The sequence below is a fragment of the Streptomyces sp. Act143 genome, assembly GCF_003143935.1.
Taxonomy (GTDB): Bacteria; Actinomycetota; Actinomycetes; order Streptomycetales; family Streptomycetaceae; genus Streptomyces.
This window is the reverse complement of the sequence record NZ_QFRX01000001.1, coordinates 4,936,131-4,959,700: the sequence shown is the minus strand read 5'-3', so window position 1 is coordinate 4,959,700 and position 23,570 is coordinate 4,936,131. Positions and strand designations below refer to the sequence as shown.

The window sequence follows — 23,570 nt, the reverse complement described above, 5'->3', positions numbered from 1 at the left end:
CGGGCGTCGGACACGGACACAGGCACGCGTGCGCAGGCGCGGGCCGCGGGACGGCGCACGCGCGCGTATGCGGCCGTGTGACGGCGGCCGTACGCGTGCGCGGGCCGCACGACGGCGGCCTCCCCTCTTTCCGGGAAGTGGCGCGTCGTGTCAGGCGGCGAGCGCGAGAGCGTCGGCGGCCGGCGGGCCGCGCCTGATCACCGTGTGCTGGAGTGCGGTGGTACAAGGTGCCGGTGGCGCGAGCAGCGCGGTGCGCGGCAGCGCCGGACCGGTCCGGGGTGCGCCGGGGAGCCCCGCACGCAGGGCGCGTACCAGGGCGAGGGCCCCGCGCAGCGACCGTACGAGTGCCGCCTCGGCGACCCCGTGCGCCGAGAGTTCCGTCAGCCGCAGCAGGGCCAGGTCGCCGTGGCGCAGCAGCCAGCCGACGGCCAGGGCCGCCAGGACGTGGCCGAGCAGCATCGACAGGGACGGCAGCGGCGAGACGGGGGAGCCGTCGGACACGGTGTCCGTGGACATCTGCATGGAGCCCATGGACGCGTGCGCGTGCGTGCCCTGGTACAGGCGTGCCTCGGTCAGGATCCGGACCGCCTGGGCCGGGCTGATCGCCGCCGCGGTGGTCCCGCAGACCAGGCGCGCGGCCTGCTCGATCAGGGAGGCGTCGCTCGCGGTGGGCAGGGGAGCCATCGACGGCTTGGCCGCGGCGGCGTGCTGCCCCATCCCGAACAGCACGTGCAGCACGACCTGTCCGGCGGCGAGCAGTGCCGCGATGCCCGGCAGCGACCGGACGCGTCCGGCGAGCGGTGCGGCCACCACGAGGACCCCGAGGAACCCCGCGCCCAGGGTCCACAGCGGAACCGTGGCGCAGGAGGCGAGCGTGTGCCCGCCCGCGGCCAGCACGACGCAGACCGCGGCGAACACCGCGGCCCGCAGGACCCGGAGTCCGGTTCCGGTGCGCGCCGTGCGTGGGTGGGGGGCAGTCATGGCGGGCTCATCATCGCACTGGCCTTACGGCCGCCATACGGCAGGTCCACAAGATGACGTACGCGTCGTACGACCAGAAGATCACTTTCTGGGGTGAACCGGCACTACATACCCCATTCGATGCCAGGCACGCATCCCCCGTATGGGCGGCGTCACGTCAACGGTGTGCTTACACCCGGGCACGGGCGGCAATACGTAACGGTATGTCGAGCCGCGGCCGGGAGGCTGGAGCATGAGCATCTGGTGGTCACTCCATCTGCGGCGCGAGGCTGCGAGCGTTCCGCTCGCCCGGCGGCTGCTGCTCGGCACCATGGAGACCGCGGGCGTCGACCCCGACATCTCCTACGACCTCTCCGTCGCCCTCAGCGAGGCCTGCGCGAACGCCGTCGAGCACGGCGGCGGCACCGGACAGGGCGGCAGGTCCGAGGCGTACCGCGTCACCGCCTACCTGGACGGCGAGAAGTGCCGTATCGAGGTCGCCGACTCCGGCCCCGGTTTCCTCCGCTCCTCGCCGGGCTTCCGGCGCGCGCCCAGCGAGGCGGAGCACGGCCGCGGGCTGTGCCTGATCCAGGAACTCGCCGACCACGTCCACATCGGCAACAAGCCGGGCCGGGGCGGCGCGGTGGTGAGCTTCGACAAGATCCTGAAGTGGCGCAAGGACGCCCCGCTGATGGCGGTCTAGCCGCCGGCGCGGCAGGCCACTGCCGTGGTCATTGGCCCGGCGGCCGGCCGACTGCCTCTGTCGATGGGCCGGTGGCCGTCCAACTGCCGTTGTCAGTGGCCCCGGTTAGGGTCGCGGCATGGAGATCGAGTCCGAAGAGCTGCCCGGCGGTGTGACCCTGCGCCTCGCCACGGCCGGTGACGCCGACGCGCTGTGCGCGGCCTACGTCGCCAACCGCGAGCATCTCGAACCGTGGGAGCCCCGCCGCCCCGAGGACTTCTTCACGGTCGCGGGCCAGCGCATACGCCTGGACGAGCGGCTCCGGCAGTTCACGGAGGGCCGGCTCGTGCCGTGGCACCTCGAGTCCGACGGGCGGATCGTGGGCGCGATCACCCTGACCGGCATCATCCTGGGGCCGTTCCGCAGCGCCTACCTCGGCTACTGGATCGGCGCCGACCAGCAGGGCCGCGGGCTCGCGACGGCCGCCGTGGAGCGGGTGTGCCGGATCGCTCGGGAGACGGTCGGACTGCACCGGATCGAGGCCACCACGGTGGTGGACAACGCGGCCTCGCAGCGGGTGCTGGGCAAGTGCGGTTTCGAGCCGATCGGCCTGGCACCGCGCTATCTGCACATCAACGGCGCGTGGCGGGACCACCGGATGTTCCAGAAGATCCTGCACGACGACGACCCCCAGCCGTGACAGAGCACACGCAAGCGCCCGCCGCGGAGCGGCATTTCAGCTTCCTCAGGATTCACAGGCCGTTCTCAGCGCCCTGAGAACCCCCTGACGGGCGGCGTCCCTAACTTCCCGACCATGACGGGAAACCACAAGGACAAGTCGATCACCCGGCGCCGCGCCCTCGCCGTGACCGGCGGCACGGTCGCCGCGGGCGGCCTCGCCGTCGCCGGCTACCAGTCGGCGTTCGCCGACACCGAGGCCACCGCCGACGCGACCGCCACCGCGTCGGCCACGAGCAGCAGCGCCTGCATGACGCTCATGACGAGCGTCACCGAAGGCCCGTACTACCTGGACGGCGCCCTGGTCAGGAAGGACATCACCGAGGGCAAGAGCGGCGTCCCGCTCACCCTGCGCCTCACCGTCGTCGACGCCACCGACGGCTGCACCCCGGTCCCCGGCGCGGCCGTGGAGATCTGGCACTGCGACGCCTGGGGCTACTACTCCGGCTACACCACCGCCAACCCCGGCGGCTCGGCCCCCGCCGAGAGCGAGGACGGCTCGACCGCGAACGACCAGACCTACCTGCGCGGCTACCAGATCGCCAACGCCAACGGAGTCGTCAAGTTCGAGACGATCTTCCCGGGTTGGTACACCCCGCGCACCTGCCACATCCACGTCAAGGTCCACACCGGCGGCGAGAAGGAGGACGGCACCTACGAGGGCGGCAAGGTCAACTACACCGGCCAGTTCTTCTTCGACGACGGCATCGCCCAGGAGATCTTCACCCTGGAGCCCTACTCCCAGCACTCCGGCAGCTACACCACCCTCGACAACGACATGGTGTACGACGGCGGCGGCGCCTCCAGCGGCCTGCTCACCCTCAAGGCGGTCAAGAAGGCCGACCCGTCCAAGGGGTACAAGGGCTTCCTCACCCTCGGCATCGACCCCGACGCCGAGAACACCGGCGCGGGCAGCGGCGCCGGCGGCGAGGGCGGCACGCCCCCGAGCGGCGCCCCGACGGGCGAACCGCCGTCCGGTGCTCCGTCCGAAAGTGCCACTGCCTCGGCCTCGGCGTCCTCGTAAGGTACGGCCATGAGCAGCCGCGAGGACGAAGCGCTGGCGCAGGCCGCCGTGACCGCGCTGACCGGGCAGCTGGCCCTGGCCCCCAAGCCCGGTCTGCCCGACCCGCGCGACCTGGACGCCCGCACCACCCGCCTGGACCACCGCGCCCTGCGCTGGTCGGCGAAGGCACTCGTACCCGGCCTCGCGGCCATGGCCGCCGCGGCCCGTCGCACCGGCGAGCCGACTCCTGGGCTCCGCACGGAACTCGGGGCGATCGGCCGCTGCACCGAGCACTCGGTGGGCCTCGCCGGCGGCGGCCACCGGGGCGCCCTGTGGGCCCTCGGCCTGCTGGTCGCCGCGGCCGCCCTGAACCCGGGAGGGAAGGGCTGGGACGTCGCCGCGACCGCCAAGAGCATCGCCCGGCACCCCGACAAGCGGGCCCCGCGGCGGCCGTCGCGCGGTTCGTCGGTGTCGGCGAAGTACGGGGCGGCCGGGGCGCGCGGCGAGGCCCGGGCCGGATTCCCGCACGTACGGCGGGCGTTGGACGCGCTGGCCGCCGCCCGTAAGGCCGGCGCCACGGAGGCGGAGGCCCGCCTGGACGCCCTGCTCAGCGTGATGTCCACCCTCCAGGACACCGAACTCCTCTACACCGCGGGCCCGCTCGGCCTCCGCCACGTGCAGGCGGGCGCCCGGGAGGTCCTGGAAGCGGGCGGCACATCCACGGCGGCGGGCGCGGCGGCCCTCGCCGCCTTCGACGCGGACCTGCACACACGCGCGTGGAGCCCCCGCGGCAGCGCGGGGCTGCTGGCCGGGGCACTGTTCCTGGACTCACTGCCGACACGGACGAGCTCACCGACCCGGGCAGCTTGACACTCCCCACACGAGCGAGGCCGGGGTCTTGCGCGGGTCAGGCTGTGAGCGGGGCCGGTCTTGCGAAGGGTGGGCTGCGAGCGGGAGGGGTCGGTCTTGCGGGGGGTGGACTGTGAGTGGGGTCGGTCCTGCGGAGGGTGGGCTGCGAGCGGATTCGGTCCCGTGCGGGTCGGGCCCGACTGCGGCTGGCCTTGCGCCGGTCGCCCCGCGCGCGTGGTCGGTCTTCTGTCGGTCTCCCCGCGAGCGGGGGAGCGTGAGGGCGGGCCGGTCAGCCGACCAGCGCGGCTGACCGGGGCTCGGCGTCAGGCTCGCCGTCCGCGTTCACGTCCGACTGCATAGCCGCCTTCCCGCCCGACTGCACGGCCGACTTCACCTCCGACTCCATGTCCGGCCCGGCGGCGGCGCCCCCGCGGCGCGCCATCGGACCCATGGCGTACGACGCCACGAGCGTCGCCCCTCCCAGGACCAGCCAGCCAGCCGTGCCCCACCCGAGCAGCAGCGTCGTCAGCACCAGCGGCCCCAGGGTCCGCGCCACCGTCACACCGGTGCCGAAGAAGCCCTGGTACTCGCCGACCCGGTCGGCCGGCGCCAGGTCGAAGGAGAGCTGCCAGGCCCCGGCGGACTGCCCCATCTCCGCGACGACCTGAAGCACGGCTCCGGCGACCAGCACCCCGGCGGCCACCCACGCCGGCGCCCCCGCCGACAGCGCGAACACCGCGCACGCCGCGAGCATCACCCACCCCGACCGCCGCACCGCGCGCGTGGCCGAGGAGAGCCCGGTGACCCCGCGCGCCATCCGCACCTGGAACAGCATCACGGCCCCGGTGTTGAGCACGAACAGCGCGGAGACCAGCCAGGCCGGGGCGTCGGTCCGCTCGGCGATCCAGAGCGGCAGCGCGAGGCTCAGCAGCGGCATCCGCAGCAGCAGAACGGTGTTGAGCACCGCCACGGCGACATAGCGCCGGTCACGCAGGACGCCACGGCTGTCGATCCGCGCACGGTCCCGCCGGTCCCCCAGGACACCGCCCCCGTCGTGCCGCTCACGGCCCCGCCGCTCGCCCACGGCACCGCCGCCGTTGTCCTTCCGTCCGCCACGCCCCCCGGCGCCGGGCGCCGCCGAAGGCAGCCGCAGCAGCACCCCCGCGCACACCGCGAAGCTCGCCACGTCCAGCGCGAACACCCCGAGATACGCCGCCCGCGTCCCGGCCTGGAGCGCCAGCCCGCCCAGACCGGCCCCCACCGCCAGACCGGCGTTGAACGCCGACTGCAGATGCGCCAGCAGCCCGGTCCGCTCGCCGGCGGACACCAGCCCCGCCAGCAGCGTCTGCCGGGCCGCGGCCAGCCCCGACTGCGCGGCGGCGTAGACGCACGCAGCCACGACGAACGGCACGAACCCGCGTACGAAAAGGAACGCCGCGACCGCGAGCCCCGCCACCACCGCCAGCAGCACCGCCGTCCCGCGCGCCCCGCGCCGGTCCGCGAGCTTGCCCAGCGGCACCCCCGCCGCCGCCCCGACGGCCCACGCCAGGGTCAGCCCGAGACCCACTCGCGCGGGGGCGAGACCGACGACGTACGTGAAGTAGAGCGCCGAGGTCACGAGGAAGGCGCCGTCACCGACGGCGTTGGTCAACTGAGCCACGGCGAGGACGCGTTGCGGACCCCGAGGCGGGACGAGCGAGTTCGTCATACGCACGACCTTAGAAGCCGACTGGACCGACAAACAGGCCCAATCACCGGCCTTCTCAGTGGCCCAATCACCGGCCCTCTGTCCCGATCACCGGCCTCCTCACCGGCCCTCTGTCCCGATCACCGGCCTCCTCACCGGCCCCCTGTCCCGATCACCGGCCTTCCCCCCGCCCCGTTCACCGGGCCAACCCGTCGAGCACCTGTCCGAGCGCCTCCAGCGCCTCCGGATAAACCCGCTCCCGAGGCGTCCCGTACCCCACGACCAGCCCCTGTGCCCGCCCGTCGCCGCCGTCCGCCGCATGCCAGTGGTCGCCGAGGCATCCCACCGCGAGCCCCGCCGCCTCGGCCCGCGCCAGGGCCTCCTCCTCGTCGGCGACCTCGACCAGCGCGTGCAGCCCGGCCGCGATCCCGCGCACCGCCCGCCGCGCCCCGAGCCGGTGCACCAACTGGTCCCGACGCCTCCGGTACCGCAGCCGGGAGGCCCGCACATGGCGGTCGTAGGCATGGCTGTCGATCAGCTCGGCGAGCGCCAACTGCCCGATGGTCTCGGTGTGGTGATCGCTGTGCAGCTTGGCGTCGGCGACCGCGTCGACGAGGTGCGCCGGCAGCACCATCCACCCGAGCCGCAGCGCCGGCCCCAGGGTCTTCGACGCCGTGCCCAGGTAGACCACGTGCGCGGGAGCCATGCCCTGGAGCGCCCCGACGGGCTGCCGGTCGTACCGGAACTCCCCGTCGTAGTCGTCCTCGACGATCAGTCCGCCACGCGCGCGTGCCCAGTCGGTGACCGCCCGCCGTCGCGAGGGATGCAGCGTGACCCCGGTCGGATACTGGTGCGCCGGCGTCAGCACGACCGCCCGCGAGTCCCCCAGCTCCTCCGCACAGGCACCCTTCTCGTCGACCCGCACCGGCACGACCCGGCCGCCGCCCCTGCGCACCACGTCCCGGTGGAAGGCCAGCCCGGGATCCTCCATGGCGATCTCGGCTCCGTCCAGCACGCGCGTGAGGAGCGCGAGCCCTTGGACGTACCCCGAGATGATCACGATCCGCTCCGGCGGCGCGAGGACCCCGCGCGCCCGTCCCAGGTACCCCGACAGCGCGGTCCGCAGCTCGATGCGCCCGCGCGGGTCGCCGTAGTCGTACGCCAATGACGGCGCCGTCGCGATGGCCCGCCGCAGCGCCCGCAACCAGGCGGCGGCCGGGAAGGCCCCGACATCCGGACTGCCGGGCCGCAGATCGAAACGGGGCGCACGCGCGCGTGAGGCGACGGAGGACGGTGCGACATCGGCGGACGCCAGTGAGGCGACCTCTGTCCCCGATCCCTGCCGAGCGTTCAGATAGCCCTCGGCGACCAGCTGGTCGTAGGCAGCCTTGACGGTGCCCCGGGAAACGCCGAGTTCCTCGGCCAGCCGCCGGGTGGCGGGCAGCCGTGCCCCAGGGGCGAGCCGTCCGTCCCGCACGGCATCCCGAAGAGCCCGTTCCAGCCCGGACCGCCGCCCTTCAGCAGCGAGCAGCTCAATATGCAGGTCCACACCGTTCCCCCTGCCTCCAGGGGCGCGGGGGAACTGCGCGACAAGCCCCCCACACCCGCACACCGCAACGAAGGGCCGGGTACCCCACAGGTACCCGGCCCTCATCCCGACGTCAGCCCTTGAGAGCAGCCATCCAGCTCTCGACCTCGTCGGACCGCCGAGGCAGCCCGTCAGACATGTTCCGGTTGCCTTCAGAGGTCACCAGGATGTCGTCCTCGATCCGCACACCGATACCCCGGTACTCCTCGGGCACGGTCAGGTCGTCGGCCTGGAAGTACAGTCCGGGCTCGACGGTCAGCACCATGCCGGGCTCCAGGACCCCGTCCACATACGTCTCCACGCGCGCGGCGGCGCAGTCGTGGACGTCCATGCCGAGCATGTGCCCGGTCCCGTGCAGCGTCCAGCGCCGCTGGAGGCCGAGCTCCAGGACCCGCTCCACGGGCCCCTCGACAAGCCCCCACTCGACGAGCCGCTCGGTCAGCACGCGCTGCGCGGCGTCGTGGAAGTCGCGGTACTTGGCGCCCGGCTGCACGGCCGCGATGCCGGCTTCCTGGGCGTCGTACACGGCGTCGTAGATCTTCTTCTGGATCTCGCTGTAGCGGCCGTTGACCGGCAGCGTGCGCGTGACGTCGGCGGTGTAGTACGTGTGCGTCTCGACGCCCGCGTCCAGCAGCAGCAGGTCCCCGGAGCGGACCGGGCCGTCGTTGCGCACCCAGTGCAGCGTGCAGGCGTGCGGACCGGCCGCGGCGATGGTGCCGTAGCCGACGTCGTTGCCCTCGACCCGCGCGCGGAGGAAGAACGTGCCCTCGATGTAGCGCTCGGAGGTCGCCTCGGCCTTGTCGAGGACCTTCACGACGTCCTCGAAGCCGCGCACGGTGGAGTCGACGGCCTTCTGCAGCTCGCCGATCTCGAACTCGTCCTTGACCAGCCGCGCCTCGGACAGGAAGACCCGCAGCTCCTCGTCGCGCTCGGCGGTGACCTTGTCGGTCAGGGCGGCCTCGATGCCGGCGTCGTAGCCGCGTACGACGCGGACCGGGCCGGTCGCCTCCCGCAGCCGGTCGGCCAGCTCGCGGACGTCGGAGGCCGGGATGCCGTACAGCTTCTCCGCCTCGGTCAGGGAGTGCCGGCGGCCCACCCACAGCTCGCCCTGGCCGGAGAGCCAGAACTCGCCGTTCTCGCGGTCGGAGCGCGGCAGCAGGTAGATCGTCGCCTGGTGGCCGTCGGCGACCGGCTCCAGGACGAGGACGCCGTCCTCGGTCTGGTTGCCGGTGAGGTAGGCGTACTCCACGGAGGCCCGGAAGGCGTACTCGGTGTCGTTGGAACGCGTCTTCAGGTTGCCCGCGGGGATCACCAGCCGCTCGCCCGGGAAACGCGCGGAGAGAGCCGCACGGCGGGCCGCAGTCTCGGCGGCCTGGGCGATCGGCTCCAGGTCGTGCAGCTCGGTGTCGGCCCAGCCGGACTTCATGTTCTCGGCGAGCTCGTCGGAGACGCCCGGGTACAGGCCGTTCTTCCGCTGCTCGATGGGCTCTTCCGACTCAGTCTCCGGGGTCTCCGGGTTGAGCTCGTCGGCCACGTCATCCTCCTCGATACGGCACTGGACCCCCTCCATCGTACGGTCGTACGGAAGGGGGCCCAGGGCCGGAAGACCTGTTACACACCGCTGCCCGGCGTTACACGCGCCGCTACGCCGACAACCGCTCGCGGCGCGGCCCGCAGCGCTACTCGAAGCGGGCCGCGAGCAGCACGACGTCCTCGTCGGAGTCCGCCGCGTCCAGCCCGTCCGGCAGCACCGTGCGCAGCACGTGGTCGGCGATCGCGTCCGGGTCGTGCCGCAGCGCCCTCGGTACGCCGGCGGCGGCCGCGTGCAGGCGGGCGAAGGCGCGGTCGGTGGCGTCGCCGGTGCGGTGCAGCAGTCCGTCGGTGTAGAGCAGAACCGTCTCTCCGGCTTCGGCCTGGAGCTCCACGCTGGGCGCCTCCCAGCAGGCGAGCATGCCGAGCGGCGCCGACACGGACGTCTCCACGAACTCGGTGCGCCGCTCGCCGACCAGCAGCGGCGGGCAGTGCCCGGCGCCGGCCAGCGTGATCTTGCGCAGCGCGGGCTCGCAGTAGGCGAACAGGGCGGTGGCGGAGCGGGCGGGCTCGGTCAGGCGCAGCAGCAGCTCCAGGTCGGACAGGACCGCGACCGGGTCCTCGCCCTCCATGACGGCGTACGCCCGCAGCGAGGCTCTCAGCCGGCCCATCGCGGCGACCGCGCTGGGGCCGGAGCCGGTGACCGAGCCGACCGCGAGGCCGAGCGCGGCGTCGGGCAGCGGCAGCGCGTCGTACCAGTCGCCGCCGCCGTGCGGGCCGGTGCGGTGCCGGGCGGCGAGCTGGACGCCGGCGACGCGGGGGAGCCGGGACGGCAGCAGCTCCTCGGCCATCGTCGCCATGCACGCGCGCGTGCGCTCGACCTCGACGAGGCGCGCGAGGTGTTCGGTGGCGTAGCGGGCGTACAGGCCGACGAGGTGGCGCTGGCGCTCGACGGGCTCGGCCGGCTCGTCGTACAGCCATACGGCCGCGCCCAGCCGGCCCGCTCCGTCGGACGCCAGAGGCAGTGCGTAGCTGGCGGCGTAGCCGAGGCGGGCGGCCACCTCGCGGTGGCGGGGGTCGAGGCCGTCCTCGGCGAAGAGGTCGGGCTCGGCGATCTCGCCGTCGCCGTCGGGGAGTCCGTCGAGGATGCGGCCGTAGGCCATGGCGCTGCGCGGGACGGTCTCGATGTGGCCGAGGTCGGCGCGGGCGAGGCCGAGGCCGATCGTGGTGGCGGGGCCCAGGCCGTCGCCGGGTTCCAGTACGACGAGACCGCGCCGGGCGCCCACCAGGGCGGCTCCGGCGCGCAGCAGTTCGGTCAGTGCGTCCGCGAGTGCGTCCGTGCGGGCCAGCCGTTCCGTGAGCTCGTGGAGGGTCGTGAGGTCGGACACCCAGCCTGCGAGCCGGTCCTGGAGCAGGGCACCGGGAGCGCCCGGTGGCGGGGCCGGAGGGGTGTCCGGGGCTACGGGCGCGGGCGCGACAGTGTGTGCGGGCGAGGGAACCGTTGAATCGATTCCGGCCACTTTCGGAGGGTGAGGGGCGTTCATGGCGTCCGGCTTTCCGACCGGTGCGTATTGCTCAAAAGCATCGCAAACCCCCATGTCATTCTGCGCCGCTAGCGGTGTCTCCACATGTACACGCACTCGTGAGGGGATGTCCAGCATTGTCCTGCCGGGTTTCCTGGTGTCCGTGGGTCACCGGTGCACCCCTTGCCGAAAAGCGAAGTTGGCTTGAAACTGACTCAGGTAACGCCCTATTGCGGTCGACTGGCCTTGCTCCACAGAGCGTCACAGCGGTCGTGATGGGTACGTACTCGGAGAAGGCCAGGGGTGGTTGACAACCACCCGGAACCTGGTGACGGACCCGGGCGTCTTAGCCACCGACGACCGAGCCCCATCCTCCCGTGGCGGAGGCGAAGAGAAACACGCGGGACGGCAAACGCCAGACTTCGCCACCCCCACGCCACGCCCATGCTTTTGATAGATGCAGTGTGGGCCCGGCTGCCGCCGACGCAGCCGACGTCCGGCCCATAGGGGTTCCCCTTGTCCACGACAAGGGTGTGATGCGCCAACAGGTACGCACAGTGCAGTGATCGACACATGGTGTGATGTGGCCCACGGTGTTGCCAGCGGTGCAACGGAAAGGAACGAGCGCTCATGCGCGAGATCCTCGGAAAGGCACGCAGGCTCCTGTCCAAGCGGAACGACGGGGCGCCTGAGTTGATCAGCGCGGCCCTGACCTTCGCGACGGAATGGCAGTGGCCCGTACTCCCGGGCGCGGCGCCGGACCCGCAAGGCCGGGCCCGCTGCTCGTGCCCCGACCCCGAGTGCACGGTGCCCGGGGCGCACCCCTTCGATCCCGGCCTCCTCGCGGCCACCACCGACGGGCGCATGGTGCGCTGGTGGTGGGCCAACCGGCCCGCCGCGCCGATCGTCCTGGCCACCGGCGGCAAGGCGCCCTGCGCGGTCTCACTGCCCGCTCTCGCGGCCTCCCGGGCGCTCACCGCCCTCGACCGCCAGGGCATGCGCCTCGGCCCGGTGATCGCCTCGCAGCACCGCTGGGCGATCCTCGTCAAGCCGTACTCCATGGAGCAGTTGGGCGAACTGCTGTACGCCAAGGACTTCGTCCCCGGCTCCCTCCGGTTCCACGGCGAGGGCGGCTACATCGCCCTGCCCCCGTCCGAGACGGGCCACGGCGCCATCCGCTGGGAGCGCGCCCCGCTGCCCGGCTCGGCCTCCCCGTGGGTGCCGGATGTCGAGGCCGTGGTCGACGCGGTCGTCGACGCCCTCACTCGTACGGGTGTGAGCGCGCCCGAGTTGTAGGGGTGTCGGGCGCGCACGGAACCAGCCGTGCGCGCCCGGTCGTTATCGTCCCCTTCCATGAACCTTCGTCTCCTCGCCCTCTCGGGCGTCGTGGCATGCGCGGTCGCGCTGCCGCTGGCCGTGGCGTCCGCGGGGCAGGTGGGGGACGACGTACGCGAGGTCGCACGTACGGCCGTACAGCCCGCCGGACGCGACGACGCCAAGGCGTCCGTGCCCGAGCGTGCCGGGGCCGATGCCGCGGCGCCCTCCGCCGCTCCCTCCCGCTCCCCCTTCCTGCTCGGCCTCGGCCTGGCCACCGCGGCGCGCTGCGGCCCCGAACTCACCTCCCCGGACGGCATCGAGGCACAGACCTGTGTCCTGACGCAGGGCGAGGAGACCTGGGCGCGTACCTACTACCGCAATGTCACCGGCGGCGCGCTGGACTCCGTGCTGACTCTGATGGGCCCGGGCGACCGGACGGTGCAGATGCGATGTGCCGTGGGGGCGGGGGACGAACCGGGGACCTGTGAGACGCCCAGGGAGCGGACCCGGGGCGGCCCGGACGCCTACACCGCGGTCGCGGAGTTCGCGGGCGAGGCCGGGAGCGGGCCGCTGCTGCTGCGAAGCGGAAGCAACTCTCCGGCGCCTAACGGCAGTTGACAGGCGTCAGCCTTCCGTAAACGGAAGCGGGCATACAAAGACCCGGTTGCTGGCGACGGGGGATGCACCAGCAACCGGGCTACTCGAACGGTAACAAGAGATCGGCTGTTCGCAAATTCGATCTCGTAAGTTCGTCGGCTTTCCGGACACCGACTCACTTGCGGCGGGCGTCAGTTGTGATCCGCTCCGGCGGACCGCCGGGACCGGTTCGGGCTGACCGACCAGTCAGCCGAACCCCGTCTCGAACCTGTGTGTCAGCTGAGCGTGACCTGTCGGTTGGTCAGGCCGCCGCGCGCGCGGCGCTCGTCCGCGGTGAGTGGTGCGTCCGAGGCCAGCGCGGCGGTGAGCCGCTCGGCGAACTCGGCCGCCGGCTTCTCCACGTCCTCCGCCGAGACCCCGCTCGGCAGGTCCCAGACCGGCACGGTGAGGCCGTGGGCGCGGAAGGAGCCCACCAGCCGGGTGCCTTCGCCGAGGCTCGACCTCCCGGCCGCGTGCAGCCGCGCGAGGGCGTCCAGAAGCTGCTCCTCGCCGTACGGCATGACCCAGCGCAGGTGGTTCTTCTCCGGCGTCTCGCACCAGTACGCGGCGTCCACACCCTGGAGCTTGACCGTCGGGATGGCCGCGGCGTTGGCCCGCTCCAGGGAGGCGGTCACCTCCGGGGTGGCGTTCTCCGCGTCCGGTACCCAGAACTCGAAGCCCTCGTGCACGACTGGCTCGAACGCGCCTTCGGGGTCGAGCAGATCCTGCAGCCGCGGACCGTCGGCGGGCGCGCGGCGGCCCTGGACGGGGGTGCCCGGCTCGGCGGTGAGGGCGCGCTGCAGGGTGTCGGCGAGGTCGCGGCTGATGTCGCCCGACGCCGTGTCGTTCTGCAGGCCGAGGAGCACCGAGCCGTCGTCGCGGCGCAGCGCCGGCCACGCCATCGGCAGCACGGTGGCCAGCGTGACCGACGGGACGCCCTCGGGGAGGCCGCCCTTCAGGGGCAGCTCGGCCGTGGCGGCCGGGACCAGCTCGCGCAGGGCCACCCAGTCGCCCTCGCCGGGCAGACCCTCGAACGGGCGCTGCACCAGCTCGGTCACCGCGTGCGCGGCGGCCCGGCCGTGGCACGCCTTGTAGCGGCGGCCGCTGCCGCAGGGGCAGGGTTCGCGGGCACCGACGACCGGGACCTCCCCGTCGGCGATCTGAGGGCGCTGGGCCTTCGTCTGGGGTCGCTTCTTGGCCATCGTGGGGTCTCCCGGTTACGGCTCGTCTCGTACGGCGGGAGCCTAGCCGTTCACGCCATGTGCGACGGGAGCCTGTGGACAACGTGCCCGATGTGCCGGGCGTCCTGCGGACGGTGCCTCAGTCCAGGTCGGTGAAGGCGTCCGCGAAGTCCAGGTCGGCGATCGTCGACACCGAGGGTGCCGTGACGCGCGTAGCGAAGTCGTCCCGGCGGTGACCGGCGTCCGGATCATGAACGTCGCCGTGCACGACGACCCACACCGTGACCTCGCCGCGGGCGTCGTCCCGTACGCCCCAGTCGTCGGAGAGCGCGGTGATGATGTTCAGCCCGCGGCCGCCGTGGGCGGTGACCGAGGGCGTGGCCGGAGCAGGGCGGGTGGGCCCGCCGCCGTCCGTCACCTCGACCGTGAGTCTGCCGCTCGGCTCCACGCGCCACGCGGCGCGGACGTCGCCGTCCCCGGCCAGGGCGTCGCCCAGAGGACGGCCGTGCTTGCACGCGTTGCTCAAGAGTTCGGAAAGAATCAGTACGGCATCGTCGATGACCGCTTCCGACACACCGCCCCTGCGCAGCTGAGAACGCATCCGGTGTCTTGCTTCCCCCACGCCCGCAGGGCCATGGGGTACGGCCATGCTCGACGACGTGGGCACCTCCTGTGCCACCACCAACGCCACCCCCGAGACCTCCTTTGCCCCACGCCACGGTGTGGATGCCCCATTGGCCTGTACCGGAAACCGGCCAGTGCGGGTCCGCTGACGCATTCGTAACGATCGAATACGGAACGAACGCGCCGGAGCACTCCCTGTAATCGTGTGGCCGGATTTCGACGATTTGGCCGAGACCGAAGATGCTTCAGTCGACTCGTGGGGTCAAGGTTTCTTCACAGGTCTTTACCAGTGACTCACCGTCAGACGGCCGACCCGCGGCGAACCGGTCAGCGGCCCAGTCGGTGCAGGACCGCGCGCGGCCGGTTCGTGATGATGGCGTCGATGCCGAGCTCGGCGCAGAGGTCGACGTCCTCGGTTTCGTTCACCGTCCACACGTGCACCTGGTGGCCGGCACGCTTGAGGCGCTCGATGTACCCCGGGTGATTGCGCACGATCCGGATCGAGGGGCCCGCGATCCGCACGCCCGCCGGAAGCCGGCCGTCCCTCAGCCGGGGCGAGACGAACTGCATCAGGTAGACCGTCGGCAGCGCCGGCGAGGCGGCACGCACGCGTGCCAGCGAGCGCGCCGAGAAGCTCATGATCCGTACCGGGGAGTCGGCGGCCGCGGCGGGCGCGTCCAGGCCGAACCGCTTCAGCAGCACCAGGAGCCGCTCCTCCACCTGGCCCGCCCACCGTGTGGGGTGCTTGGTCTCGATGGCCAGCTCCACCCGCCGCCCCGCGTCCGCGACGAGTTCGAGGAGCCGCTCCAGAGTGAGTACGGAAGTGTCCTCGCGGTCCTCGGGGCGGTGCTCCCAGTCGGGCTCCTCGTCCCGGTTCTTCCAGGAGCCGAAGTCCAGGGCGGCCAGCTCGGCCAGCTCCAGGGCGGAGACCGCCCCGCGTCCGTTGGACGTACGGTTGACGCGTCGGTCGTGGACGCAGACGAGATGGCCGTCGGCCGTCAGGCGCACATCGCACTCAAGGGCGTCGGCGCCGTCCTCGATCGCCTTCCTGTACGCGGCCAGAGTGTGCTCGGGAGCCTCTTCGGAGGCTCCGCGGTGGGCGACGACCTGAATGCTGTGCTGCCGTGCGTGGGTCACCGCGTCATGGTGCCATCGCGGCGGGGTACGCGTCGCACGAGGTGGTCGATGACAGGACGGGGAGGAAGCGTCGAGATGCGACCGCTTCGTCCATAAAGTCCCATATAAAGGATGGTCGTGGACCCACAGCCACCGCTTATGGTGCTCTGACGCCCGGTGGGAAAAGCTGACGGCATACAAAAGCACATGCACAGCTGCATCGCGCCGGACCGTCGGCGAACGTGATCGAACGTGACCGAGCGAGCGTGACCGAGTGCGACCGAGGACAACAGCCGTGGATCGAGGAGAGAAGCTGTGAGCACCGAGAACGAGGGCACTGCGGTACCCCCGGCCCCGTCCGCACCTCCCGTGCCGGTGGATTCCCCCGCAGCCTCCCCGGCCTCCCCGCAGGCGACCGCGCCCGACAGCGGCGCCCCGACGACCCCGCTCCCCACGACGCCCCCGCACGCCCCCGGCGCACCGGAGCAGGAACTGGTCCACGCGGGCCAGGCGCCGGCCTATGCCTCGGCGGCCGCGCACGGCGCGGGGGGCGTTCAGGGTTCCCAGGGGTCGCAGGGCTCGCCGGGTGAGGGCACCCCGGGTCAGGCTCCCGGCCAGGGCGCCCCGGCTCATCAGGCGCCCGGCTACGGCGCCCCGGGCCACGCCCCCCAGGCCCCGGACGCCGCCTGGCCGCCCCCGCCGCCCGCGACCCCGACGTACGCCGACAGCGGTGCGGGTGGCGCGGGTGCCGGCGGCTGGGGCGCCTCTTACCAGCAGCCCGCCCCCAAGTCCGGCCGCGGGCGCGGTGGCCTGATGGCGGCCGTCCTGATCGCGGCGCTGGTCGCCGGCGGCCTGGGCGGCGGCCTCGGCTACACCCTGGCCAAGAACGACGACAACACCTCCTCGACGACCGTCTCGGCCTCCGACAGCGGCGGAGACGTCAAGCGCGCCGCGGGCACGGTCGCGAGCGTGGCCGCCGCGGCCCTGCCCAGCACGGTGACCATCGAGGCCGAGTCCAGCAGCGGCGAGGGCGGCACCGGCACCGGCTTCGTCTTCGACCGCGAGGGCCACATCCTCACCAACAACCACGTGGTGGCGGACGCGGTGGACGGCGGCAAGCTGACCGCGACCTTCCCGAACGGCAAGAAGTACGACGCCGAGGTCGTCGGCCACGCGCAGGGCTACGACGTGGCGGTGATCAAGCTCAAGAACGCGCCGGGCGACCTGAAGCCGCTGACGCTCGGCGACTCGGACAAGGTGGCGGTGGGCGACTCCACGATCGCGATCGGCGCCCCCTTCGGCCTGTCCAACACGGTCACCACGGGCATCATCAGTGCCAAGAACCGCCCGGTGGCGTCGAGCGACGGCACCGGCTCCAACGCCTCCTACATGAGCGCCCTCCAGACCGACGCCTCGATCAACCCGGGCAACTCCGGCGGCCCGCTGCTGGACGCCCAGGGCAACGTGATCGGCATCAACTCGGCGATCCAGTCGACCAGCAGCGGCGGCCTCGGCGGCGGCAGCCAGTCCGGCTCGATCGGCCTCGGCTTCGCCATCCCGATCAACCAGGCCAAGTACGTGGCCCAGCAGCTCATCAAGACCGGCAAGCCGGTCTACGCCAAGATCGGCGCCTCGGTCTCCCTGGAGGACTCCACGGGCGGCGCGAAGATCACCGAGCAGGGCGCCAGCGGCTCCGACGCCGTCGAGTCCGGCGGCCCGGCCGACAAGGCGGGCCTGAAGCCCGGCGACGTGATCACCAAGCTCGACGACACGGTGATCGACTCCGGCCCCACCCTCATCGGCGAGATCTGGACCCACCAGCCCGGCGACAAGGTCACCGTCACCTACGAGCGGGGCGGCAAGACCAACACCGTGGAGCTCACCCTGGGCTCCCGCGAGGGCGACAGCTGACCCCACGCGCGCGGGCGCACCGCTGACCCCACGCGCGCGTGGGCACCGGTTACTCTTGTCCCCGCGCCGCCCGGTCGACGGTCGGCGCGGGGTGGGTTGCCCGAGCGGCCTAAGGGAACGGTCTTGAAAACCGTCGTGGCAGCGATGTCACCGTGGGTTCAAATCCCACACCCACCGCGTTGATCGACGGCCCCTGACCACGTACTGCGGTCAGGGGCCGTTCGCTGTCGTCAGAGCGGGCCGCCGGGCGGGGCGTCAGGGCGCAGCTCGTGGTCCCGGGCCAGCTCGTCCCAGTCCACGTCCCGCAGGGCCCGCTCCGCGTCGCAGCCGGACGGCACGTCGGCCGTGGGCTGGAACCAGACGACGGTGAGACGGGAGTGGTACAGGACCGGGTCGTGCGCCGGGTCGAGGGCCGTGGAGCGGAAGGCGCCGACGCAGGCCACGGACGGGAGGATCTCGACGGGGCCGTACGCGCCCGCGTACTGGTCGGGATACTCACGCGGGGGCGGCACGAGATGGACCGGGGCGGACGGGAAGTCGCGGGCGGCCGACCGCAGCAGGCCCTGGATCCTCACCTCGTTGCCGGGCCCGCAGGGATAGCCCTCCGGCAGATCGCCGTACGTCGAGGACAGCCGCAGCTCGGACAGGACGACACTGCGGCCCGAGGCGAGGGTGAGGCGTGCCAGGGCCATGGTCGGCACTCTGGGACGGTGGCGCATCGTGCTCCCGGGGGTGGTGCGTGCTGTGGTGCCGGGGCATCGGTCCTCACGGACGGTGCTCCGTCACGCCTTTTGTTCTCACGGTCGGTGTCCCGTCGTGGCCGGTGCCCTGTCAGGCGTCCTGTCCTCACGGCCGGTGTCCCGTCACGCGTTCCCTCCTCATGGCCGGTGTCCCGTCACCCGTTCCGTCCTCATGGGCGGTGCCCCGTCATGCGCGCCGCCGATGCGATCGTGGCGCGGGCCTCGCGTTCGGAGAGGCCGGTGTTGAGGGCCGCCTCGACGAGAGGGTCCACCAAGGCGGGGCCGATGCCGTCCTCGTAGGCGCGGCAGGCCGCCCAGAACAGGCGGGTGTTGCGCTGGCCCTCGTGCGCGGCGAGCACGAACTGGACCAGGCCCTGCCCGTGGTCGCCGGTCGCGGCGGGCGTGGGGTGGCGGGTGGTGCGGGGCGGCGGGAGCAGGAGGCGCAGGAGGGCGGGAGGGCAGGCCGCGGGGGCGAGGCGGGCCGTGCCGGGGGCCGTCGTGTACACGCCCTGGTCGGTGCGGGAGCCGGGGCCGACCAGATAGCCGCCGGCGCCGCGGATGTCGATGCCGGGCGCCAGCCGCCCGGCCGAGTTGGGGACGACGACGTCCGGCGGGCCGCTCAGCCACAGATGGCGGCCGCCGCTCGGGGTCAGCACGACCACCGTGGCCGGGATCGTGAAGAGGTGACGCAGCGCCAGCTCGCGCAGGGCCGCGGAGGAGTCCGTACCGGACTTGGTGTCGAGGTCGATGCCGATCAGGTGGTGGGGCGGGAGGCCGCACGCGATGCCGTAGCCGGTCGCCCAGGGGGCCGCGGCGAACAGTTCGCGGATGCGGGCCGGGTCGGTGGAGGCGTCGTAGACCCCGTGCCCGAGGCGGCCGCACTCGCCGTGGCAGGGCGGGCCCGGCACGGCCTCGGGGGCTCCGGGGGCCTCGGTGTCGTCGCGGTGCGGGGAGCGGAGCGCCGGGAGCTTGGTCCTGGACAGGGGGATGACGGCCAGTCCGCGTTCGGCGGCTGACAGGGCGTGTGCGAGGGCCAGCGTCGTGGCCTGCCGGTCTGTGGTGGCCATGGTTCTATTTTCGTACGGGTGTTCGAAAAAGGGAAGGGAGTTCGGGGGCGACTCGCCGGGCGGGGCGGATTGGCCGGAAAACCGCCGGAACGCTTCACCTCTTGCGGCGCTTGGGGTGGAGATGTCCTGCCAGGGCCAGTCTGACGCCGTAGATCGCGAAAGGGGTTTATCGACTTGTCCTCACGCTTCAGGGGGAATAGCCGCATCCGGACTGGTTCGCCGGGGATTCGGTGGGCAACTCTGATCTCGCGACGTCGTGAACGACACCGAGGCGGTCGGCCAACTGCCCTGGTAACAGACTTACTTGACGTACTTCCGGCTCAAGAGGCCGGGTTCTGGAGGAAGAACATGGCAAGCATCCGTACCGCCCGCGTCATCGCCGCTGTCTCCGCCCTCCCGCTCGCCGCGGCTCTGTTCACCGGCGTCGCGACGGCGGACAACGGTGGCTTCGCGGACGACGGATCGAACGCGGGTGTCGCGAGCATCGTCGGCAGTGGGGTCGGCGGCACCAACAACGGCAACTCGTCCACCACGCAGCAGAACGCGGTCGGCTCCGGCGCCTCGAACCAGAGCAACACCGCCCAGGTCAACGGCTCCGCGTTCACGGCCATCAATCAGGGCAACGACAACACGTCCATCAACTTCACCCCGCTGTGGTGGTGAGTTGAGGAGGTGAGCTGAGGGAAGGGGCGGCCGGTGGGGGCCGGCCGACCTCTTCGTGGTGTGCTCCGTGGGGTGGTGAGACGTCTGCGCGGCGGTGCTTCGGTGCCGCCGCGCAGGCGTTCTCGCGTGGGCGCGGAATGCCTCGGCGGGGGCCGTCGACCTTGACACGCCACCTGATCTGACGGACAGTCAGAAATCTTCGCGAAGTTCGCGTCCGGCGAGTGGGAACCCGGGCGGCGGCTGCGGTGTACCAGAAATGACAGAACGAGACGGGCGGGACGACAGGACGACGGGACGACGGGACGACGGGACGGGCGGACCGAAGGGGGAGGCCATGGAAGCCGTGGGACACGAGCCGCAGGCGAGCGACGAGTTGGGCATGCGCCTGAAGGCGTACGAGGGACAGGCCGCCGCCGTCTCCGCCGCCGGCAAGGACCCCGTCAACGCACCCATGATCCGGCACTGGTGCGAGGCCATGGGCGACACCAACCCCGCGTACACCGGCCCGGCCGCCATCGCGCCCCCCACCATGCTCCAGGCATGGACCATGGGCGGCCTCTCCGGTCATACGGGCCGCTCGTCGGCCTTCGATGAACTGTTCGCCCTCCTCGACGCCTCGGGCTGCACCTCGGTCGTCGCCACCGACTGCGAGCAGGAGTACCTCCGCCCACTGCACCCCGGCGACGAGATCACGTTCGACGCGGTCATCGAGTCGGTGTCCGACCGCAAGACGACGAAACTCGGCACGGGTTACTTCGTCACCACCCGCATGGACATCCGCGTAGGCCCCGACCTGGCCGGTACCCACCGCTTCCGCATCCTCAAGTACGCGCCGGCACAGAGAAAGGAGGGGGCGCAGCCCAAGAGCCCCCGGCAGGAGACGCCCTCGCAGGAGAAACCCCCGCGCCCCCGCCCCGTCGTCAACCGCGACAACGCCGGCTTCTGGGAGGGCGTCCGCGAGCACCGCCTGCTGATCCAGCGCTGCACCGCCTGCTCCACCCTGCGCCACCCCTGGCTGCCCGGCTGCGCCGCCTGCGGACACCCGGAGTGGGACACGGTCGAGGCGAGCGGCGCGGGCGAGGTCTATTCGTACGTCGTCATGCACCACCCGCCCTTCCCGGCGTTCGACCCTCCCTACGCGGTCGCCCTGATAGAGCTCACGGAAGGAGTGCGAATGATCAGCAACGTGCTCGGGGTGCCGTGCGACGAGGTGCGGATCGGCATGCCGGTACGGCTCGAATTCAAGGAGTACGACGAGGAGTTGGTGCTGCCGGTGTTCCGTGCCCAGGAGGAGGCCGCATGAAGCCCGGTGAGCGGCTCCCGCCGCTGGAGATCCCGGTGACCCGCACCCTGATCGTCGCCGGCGCGATCGCCTCCCGCGACTACCAGGACGTTCACCACGACGCCGAACTGGCCCGGGAGAAGGGCTCCCCGGACATCTTCATGAACATCCTGACGACCAACGGCCTGGTCGGCCGCTACATCACCGACCACTTCGGTCCTGCGGCCGTGCTCCGCAAGGTGGCGATACGGCTGGGGGCGCCCAACTACCCGGGCGACACCATGGTGTTGGCGGGCACGGTCGAGGCGGTCGACGGGGACACGGCTACGGTCCGCGTGTCGGGTGACAACAGCATCGGCAGGCATGTCTCGGGCACGGTGACGGTCACCGTCCCGTCCGGAGGTGCCCGATGAGCGTCCGGACGAGAGACACCCTCGGCGGACGCGCCGCGATCGTCGGCATCGGGGCCACGGAGTTCTCCAAGGATTCCGGTCGCAGCGAGCTGACGCTGGCCACCGAGGCGGTGCGGGCCGCGCTGGACGATGCCGGGCTGACGCCCGCCGACGTGGACGGGATGGTGACGTTCACGATGGACACCAGCCCGGAGATCACGGTCGCCCAGGCCTGCGGTGTCGGCGAGCTGTCCTTCTTCTCCCGCGTCCACTACGGCGGCGGCGCGGCCTGCGCGACCGTCCAGCAGGCGGCGCTGGCCGTGGCGACCGGCGTGGCCGAGGTGGTGGTCTGCTACCGCGCCTTCAACGAACGCTCGGGGCGTCGCTTCGGCTCCGGGGTGCAGCACCGCGAACCCTCCGCGGAAGGGGTCGCGCTCGGCTGGGCGCTGCCGTTCGGGCTGCTCACCCCGGCGTCCTGGGTGGCGATGACGGCCCAGCGGTATCTGCACACGTACGGTCTGACCCCGGAGGCCTTCGGACAGGTGGCCGTCACCGCGCGCAGACACGCGGCGACGAACCCGGCGGCGTACTTCCACGGCCGCCCCATCACCCTCGCCGACCACGCCGCCTCCCGCTGGATCGTCGAGCCGCTCCGCCTCCTGGACTGCTGCCAGGAGACGGACGGCGGCCAGGCCCTCGTCGTCACCTCGCCGGAGCGGGCGCGGGATCTTCCGAACCCGCCCGCCGTGGTGGCCGCCGCCGCGCAGGGAGCCGGCCGGGCCCAGGAGCAGATGACCAGCTTCTACCGGGACGACCTGACCGGCCTGCCGGAGATGGGCGTGGTGGCCCGCCAGCTGTGGCGGACGTCGGGCCTCACCCCGGCCGACATCGACGTGGGCATCCTGTACGACCACTTCACGCCGTTCGTGCTGATGCAGCTGGAGGAGTTCGGGTTCTGCGGGAAGGGGGAGGCCGCGGACTTCGTGGCCGAGGGGAGACTGCCGCTGAACACGCACGGGGGGCAGCTGGGGGAGGCGTACCTGCACGGGATGAACGGCATGGCGGAAGCCGTGCGTCAGATAAGGGGGACGGCCGTGAACCTCATACCCGCGGCCCGCCGGGTCCTGGTGACGGCGGGGACGGGAGTACCGACGTCAGGGCTGGTGCTCACGGCGGACGGATGACGCCCACCACTGGCCCGTGACCGACCCCGTCACCGGCACCCTCGGACGACCACCCAGGGGTCATCCCGCAGTAGATCCGGCCCCCTCGTCCACCCTCAGGAGGTGGAGCCACCCCCACCCCTACAACCTGAGGCGGAGTCGTCTTCGGGACCTGCGGCCGATGAGCGGGAGGCCCCCTCGCTCCTAGCGTGGAGCCATGACCACACCCGTCTGCACCAGTGCTTCGGACGCCGCAGTACCGGCGAGGCAGGCCCGCCCGTATGCGACGTACCCCTCCTTCTCGTCGTACGTGAAGGCACGCCAGCCGGTGCTGCTGCGTACCGCCCGGTCGCTGACCGCGAACCCCAGCGACGCCGAGGACCTGTTGCAGACCGCGCTCACCAAGACCTACGTCGCCTGGGAGCGGATCGAGGACCACCGGGCGCTCGACGGCTATGTGCGCCGCGCGCTGCTGAACACGCGCACGTCGCAGTGGCGCAAGCGCAAGGTGGACGAGTTCGCGACCGACGAGATCCCGGAGCCCGAGCCGCTGCCCGGCGGTGACGACCCGGCCGAGCAGCAGGCGCTGCACGACGCGATGTGGCGGGCGATCATGAAGTTGCCGGCGCGGCAGCGGGCGATGGTCGTCCTCAGGTACTACGAGGATCTGAGCGAGGTGCAGACGGCGGAGGTGCTCGGGGTGTCGGTGGGGACCGTGAAGTCGGCGGTGTCGCGGGCGCTGGGCAAGCTGCGTGAGGACCCGGAGCTGGGTCTGGTCCGGTAGCGGCCCCGGCCCGATCTTCTTCCCGGTAAATGCCCTGTCCGATGTTCCTCCTGGTAGCAGCCCCCGCCCGATGTTCCTCCCGGTAGCGGCCCGGCGCTGTGAACGCAACGTGACGTGATCGATCACCGCTCACT

At 72.3% G+C, this 23,570-nt stretch carries 22 protein-coding genes and 1 tRNA gene; 13 read left to right on the top strand and 10 right to left on the bottom strand.

Annotated features, from left to right (window positions below; all coding sequences use genetic code 11):
- Nucleotides 1–150: 150 nt before the first annotated feature.
- Nucleotides 151–981 carry a hypothetical protein gene (locus DI272_RS22425; protein WP_109497083.1) on the bottom strand — a complete coding sequence of 277 codons (831 nt, stop codon included), beginning with the start codon at nucleotides 979–981 and terminating at the stop codon, nucleotides 151–153.
- Nucleotides 982–1,213: 232 nt separating this feature from the next.
- Here DI272_RS22425 and DI272_RS22420 point away from each other — a divergent pair, with 232 nt between their 5' ends.
- The 4 genes from DI272_RS22420 (at nucleotide 1,214) to DI272_RS22405 (ending at nucleotide 4,253) form a co-directional block, all read left to right on the top strand.
- Nucleotides 1,214–1,663, top strand: coding sequence for an ATP-binding protein (locus DI272_RS22420; protein ID WP_109497082.1), 450 nt, complete (start codon nucleotides 1,214–1,216; stop codon nucleotides 1,661–1,663).
- Nucleotides 1,664–1,781: 118 nt separating this feature from the next.
- Complete coding sequence (locus tag DI272_RS22415; protein WP_109497081.1) at nucleotides 1,782–2,342, top strand: GNAT family N-acetyltransferase; 561 nt, start codon at nucleotides 1,782–1,784, stop codon at nucleotides 2,340–2,342.
- Nucleotides 2,343–2,456: 114 nt separating this feature from the next.
- Complete coding sequence (locus tag DI272_RS22410; RefSeq protein ID WP_181387282.1) at nucleotides 2,457–3,404, top strand: intradiol ring-cleavage dioxygenase; 948 nt, start codon at nucleotides 2,457–2,459, stop codon at nucleotides 3,402–3,404.
- Nucleotides 3,405–3,413: 9 nt separating this feature from the next.
- Nucleotides 3,414–4,253 (top strand): triphosphoribosyl-dephospho-CoA synthase, encoded by an 840-nt coding sequence (locus DI272_RS22405; RefSeq protein ID WP_109497080.1) that lies wholly within the window; start codon nucleotides 3,414–3,416, stop codon nucleotides 4,251–4,253.
- Nucleotides 4,254–4,521: 268 nt separating this feature from the next.
- Here DI272_RS22405 and DI272_RS22400 read toward each other — a convergent pair whose 3' ends face one another.
- From DI272_RS22400 to DI272_RS22385, 4 genes are all read right to left on the bottom strand, one after another.
- On the bottom strand, nucleotides 4,522–5,940 hold the full coding sequence (locus tag DI272_RS22400) for an MFS transporter (RefSeq protein ID WP_109497079.1): 1,419 nt from the start codon (nucleotides 5,938–5,940) through the stop codon (nucleotides 4,522–4,524).
- 175 nt (nucleotides 5,941–6,115) lie between these two features.
- Entirely contained in the window at nucleotides 6,116–7,468 is a 1,353-nt protein-coding gene (locus DI272_RS22395) for a PLP-dependent aminotransferase family protein (RefSeq protein ID WP_258314631.1), read from the bottom strand.
- A gap of 112 nt (nucleotides 7,469–7,580) precedes the next feature.
- Nucleotides 7,581–9,077: an aminopeptidase P family protein gene (locus DI272_RS22390; RefSeq protein WP_181387281.1), complete on the bottom strand. Its 1,497-nt coding sequence runs from the start codon at nucleotides 9,075–9,077 to the stop codon at nucleotides 7,581–7,583.
- A 109-nt stretch (nucleotides 9,078–9,186) separates the two neighbouring features.
- Nucleotides 9,187–10,698 carry a PP2C family protein-serine/threonine phosphatase gene (locus tag DI272_RS22385; protein WP_181387280.1) on the bottom strand — a complete coding sequence of 504 codons (1,512 nt, stop codon included), beginning with the start codon at nucleotides 10,696–10,698 and terminating at the stop codon, nucleotides 9,187–9,189.
- A gap of 492 nt (nucleotides 10,699–11,190) precedes the next feature.
- Here DI272_RS22385 and DI272_RS22380 point away from each other — a divergent pair, with 492 nt between their 5' ends.
- Complete coding sequence (locus DI272_RS22380; RefSeq protein WP_109497075.1) at nucleotides 11,191–11,856, top strand: bifunctional DNA primase/polymerase; 666 nt, start codon at nucleotides 11,191–11,193, stop codon at nucleotides 11,854–11,856.
- A 57-nt stretch (nucleotides 11,857–11,913) separates the two neighbouring features.
- Nucleotides 11,914–12,495, top strand: a complete 582-nt coding sequence (locus DI272_RS22375) for a hypothetical protein (protein ID WP_109497074.1) — start codon at nucleotides 11,914–11,916, stop codon at nucleotides 12,493–12,495.
- Nucleotides 12,496–12,749: 254 nt separating this feature from the next.
- On the opposite strand, the gene DI272_RS22370 is transcribed toward DI272_RS22375, so the two are convergent.
- From DI272_RS22370 to DI272_RS22360, 3 genes are all read right to left on the bottom strand, one after another.
- Nucleotides 12,750–13,715: a DUF5926 family protein gene (locus DI272_RS22370; protein ID WP_109497073.1), complete on the bottom strand. Its 966-nt coding sequence runs from the start codon at nucleotides 13,713–13,715 to the stop codon at nucleotides 12,750–12,752.
- Nucleotides 13,716–13,833: 118 nt separating this feature from the next.
- The gene (locus tag DI272_RS22365; RefSeq protein WP_109497072.1) at nucleotides 13,834–14,472 is read right to left on the bottom strand and encodes an ATP-binding protein; all 639 of its coding nucleotides are present in this window, start codon (nucleotides 14,470–14,472) and stop codon (nucleotides 13,834–13,836) included.
- A gap of 173 nt (nucleotides 14,473–14,645) precedes the next feature.
- Nucleotides 14,646–15,455 carry a glycerophosphodiester phosphodiesterase gene (locus DI272_RS22360; protein ID WP_109497071.1) on the bottom strand — a complete coding sequence of 270 codons (810 nt, stop codon included), beginning with the start codon at nucleotides 15,453–15,455 and terminating at the stop codon, nucleotides 14,646–14,648.
- Nucleotides 15,456–15,749: 294 nt separating this feature from the next.
- On the opposite strand from DI272_RS22360, the gene DI272_RS22355 reads away from it, so the two are divergent.
- Both DI272_RS22355 and DI272_RS22350 read left to right on the top strand, forming a co-directional pair.
- Nucleotides 15,750–17,345 carry a S1C family serine protease gene (locus DI272_RS22355; protein WP_109497070.1) on the top strand — a complete coding sequence of 532 codons (1,596 nt, stop codon included), beginning with the start codon at nucleotides 15,750–15,752 and terminating at the stop codon, nucleotides 17,343–17,345.
- A 90-nt stretch (nucleotides 17,346–17,435) separates the two neighbouring features.
- Nucleotides 17,436–17,522, top strand: a tRNA-Ser gene (locus DI272_RS22350).
- A gap of 53 nt (nucleotides 17,523–17,575) precedes the next feature.
- Here the strand turns inward: DI272_RS22350 and DI272_RS22345 are convergent.
- Together DI272_RS22345 and DI272_RS22340 are read right to left on the bottom strand one after the other, a co-directional pair.
- Nucleotides 17,576–18,037 carry a hypothetical protein gene (locus DI272_RS22345; RefSeq protein ID WP_258314630.1) on the bottom strand — a complete coding sequence of 154 codons (462 nt, stop codon included), beginning with the start codon at nucleotides 18,035–18,037 and terminating at the stop codon, nucleotides 17,576–17,578.
- Between the two features lie 218 nt (nucleotides 18,038–18,255).
- Entirely contained in the window at nucleotides 18,256–19,152 is an 897-nt protein-coding gene (locus DI272_RS22340; RefSeq protein WP_109497068.1) for a bifunctional DNA primase/polymerase, read from the bottom strand.
- 348 nt (nucleotides 19,153–19,500) lie between these two features.
- Here DI272_RS22340 and DI272_RS22335 point away from each other — a divergent pair, with 348 nt between their 5' ends.
- From DI272_RS22335 to DI272_RS22315, 5 genes are all read left to right on the top strand, one after another.
- A complete protein-coding gene (locus tag DI272_RS22335) occupies nucleotides 19,501–19,815 on the top strand; it encodes a hypothetical protein (protein WP_109497067.1) in 315 nt (104 codons plus the stop codon).
- Nucleotides 19,816–20,149: 334 nt separating this feature from the next.
- Nucleotides 20,150–21,118, top strand: a complete 969-nt coding sequence (locus DI272_RS22330) for a bifunctional MaoC family dehydratase N-terminal/OB-fold nucleic acid binding domain-containing protein (protein ID WP_109497066.1) — start codon at nucleotides 20,150–20,152, stop codon at nucleotides 21,116–21,118.
- Complete coding sequence (locus DI272_RS22325; protein ID WP_109497065.1) at nucleotides 21,115–21,510, top strand: MaoC family dehydratase; 396 nt, start codon at nucleotides 21,115–21,117, stop codon at nucleotides 21,508–21,510. The genes DI272_RS22330 and DI272_RS22325 overlap by 4 nt, the downstream gene beginning before the upstream one ends.
- Nucleotides 21,507–22,673 (top strand): lipid-transfer protein, encoded by a 1,167-nt coding sequence (locus DI272_RS22320; protein WP_109497064.1) that lies wholly within the window; start codon nucleotides 21,507–21,509, stop codon nucleotides 22,671–22,673. The genes DI272_RS22325 and DI272_RS22320 overlap by 4 nt, the downstream gene beginning before the upstream one ends.
- A gap of 196 nt (nucleotides 22,674–22,869) precedes the next feature.
- A complete protein-coding gene (locus DI272_RS22315; RefSeq protein WP_109497063.1) occupies nucleotides 22,870–23,436 on the top strand; it encodes a SigE family RNA polymerase sigma factor in 567 nt (188 codons plus the stop codon).
- Nucleotides 23,437–23,570: the final 134 nt, after the last annotated feature.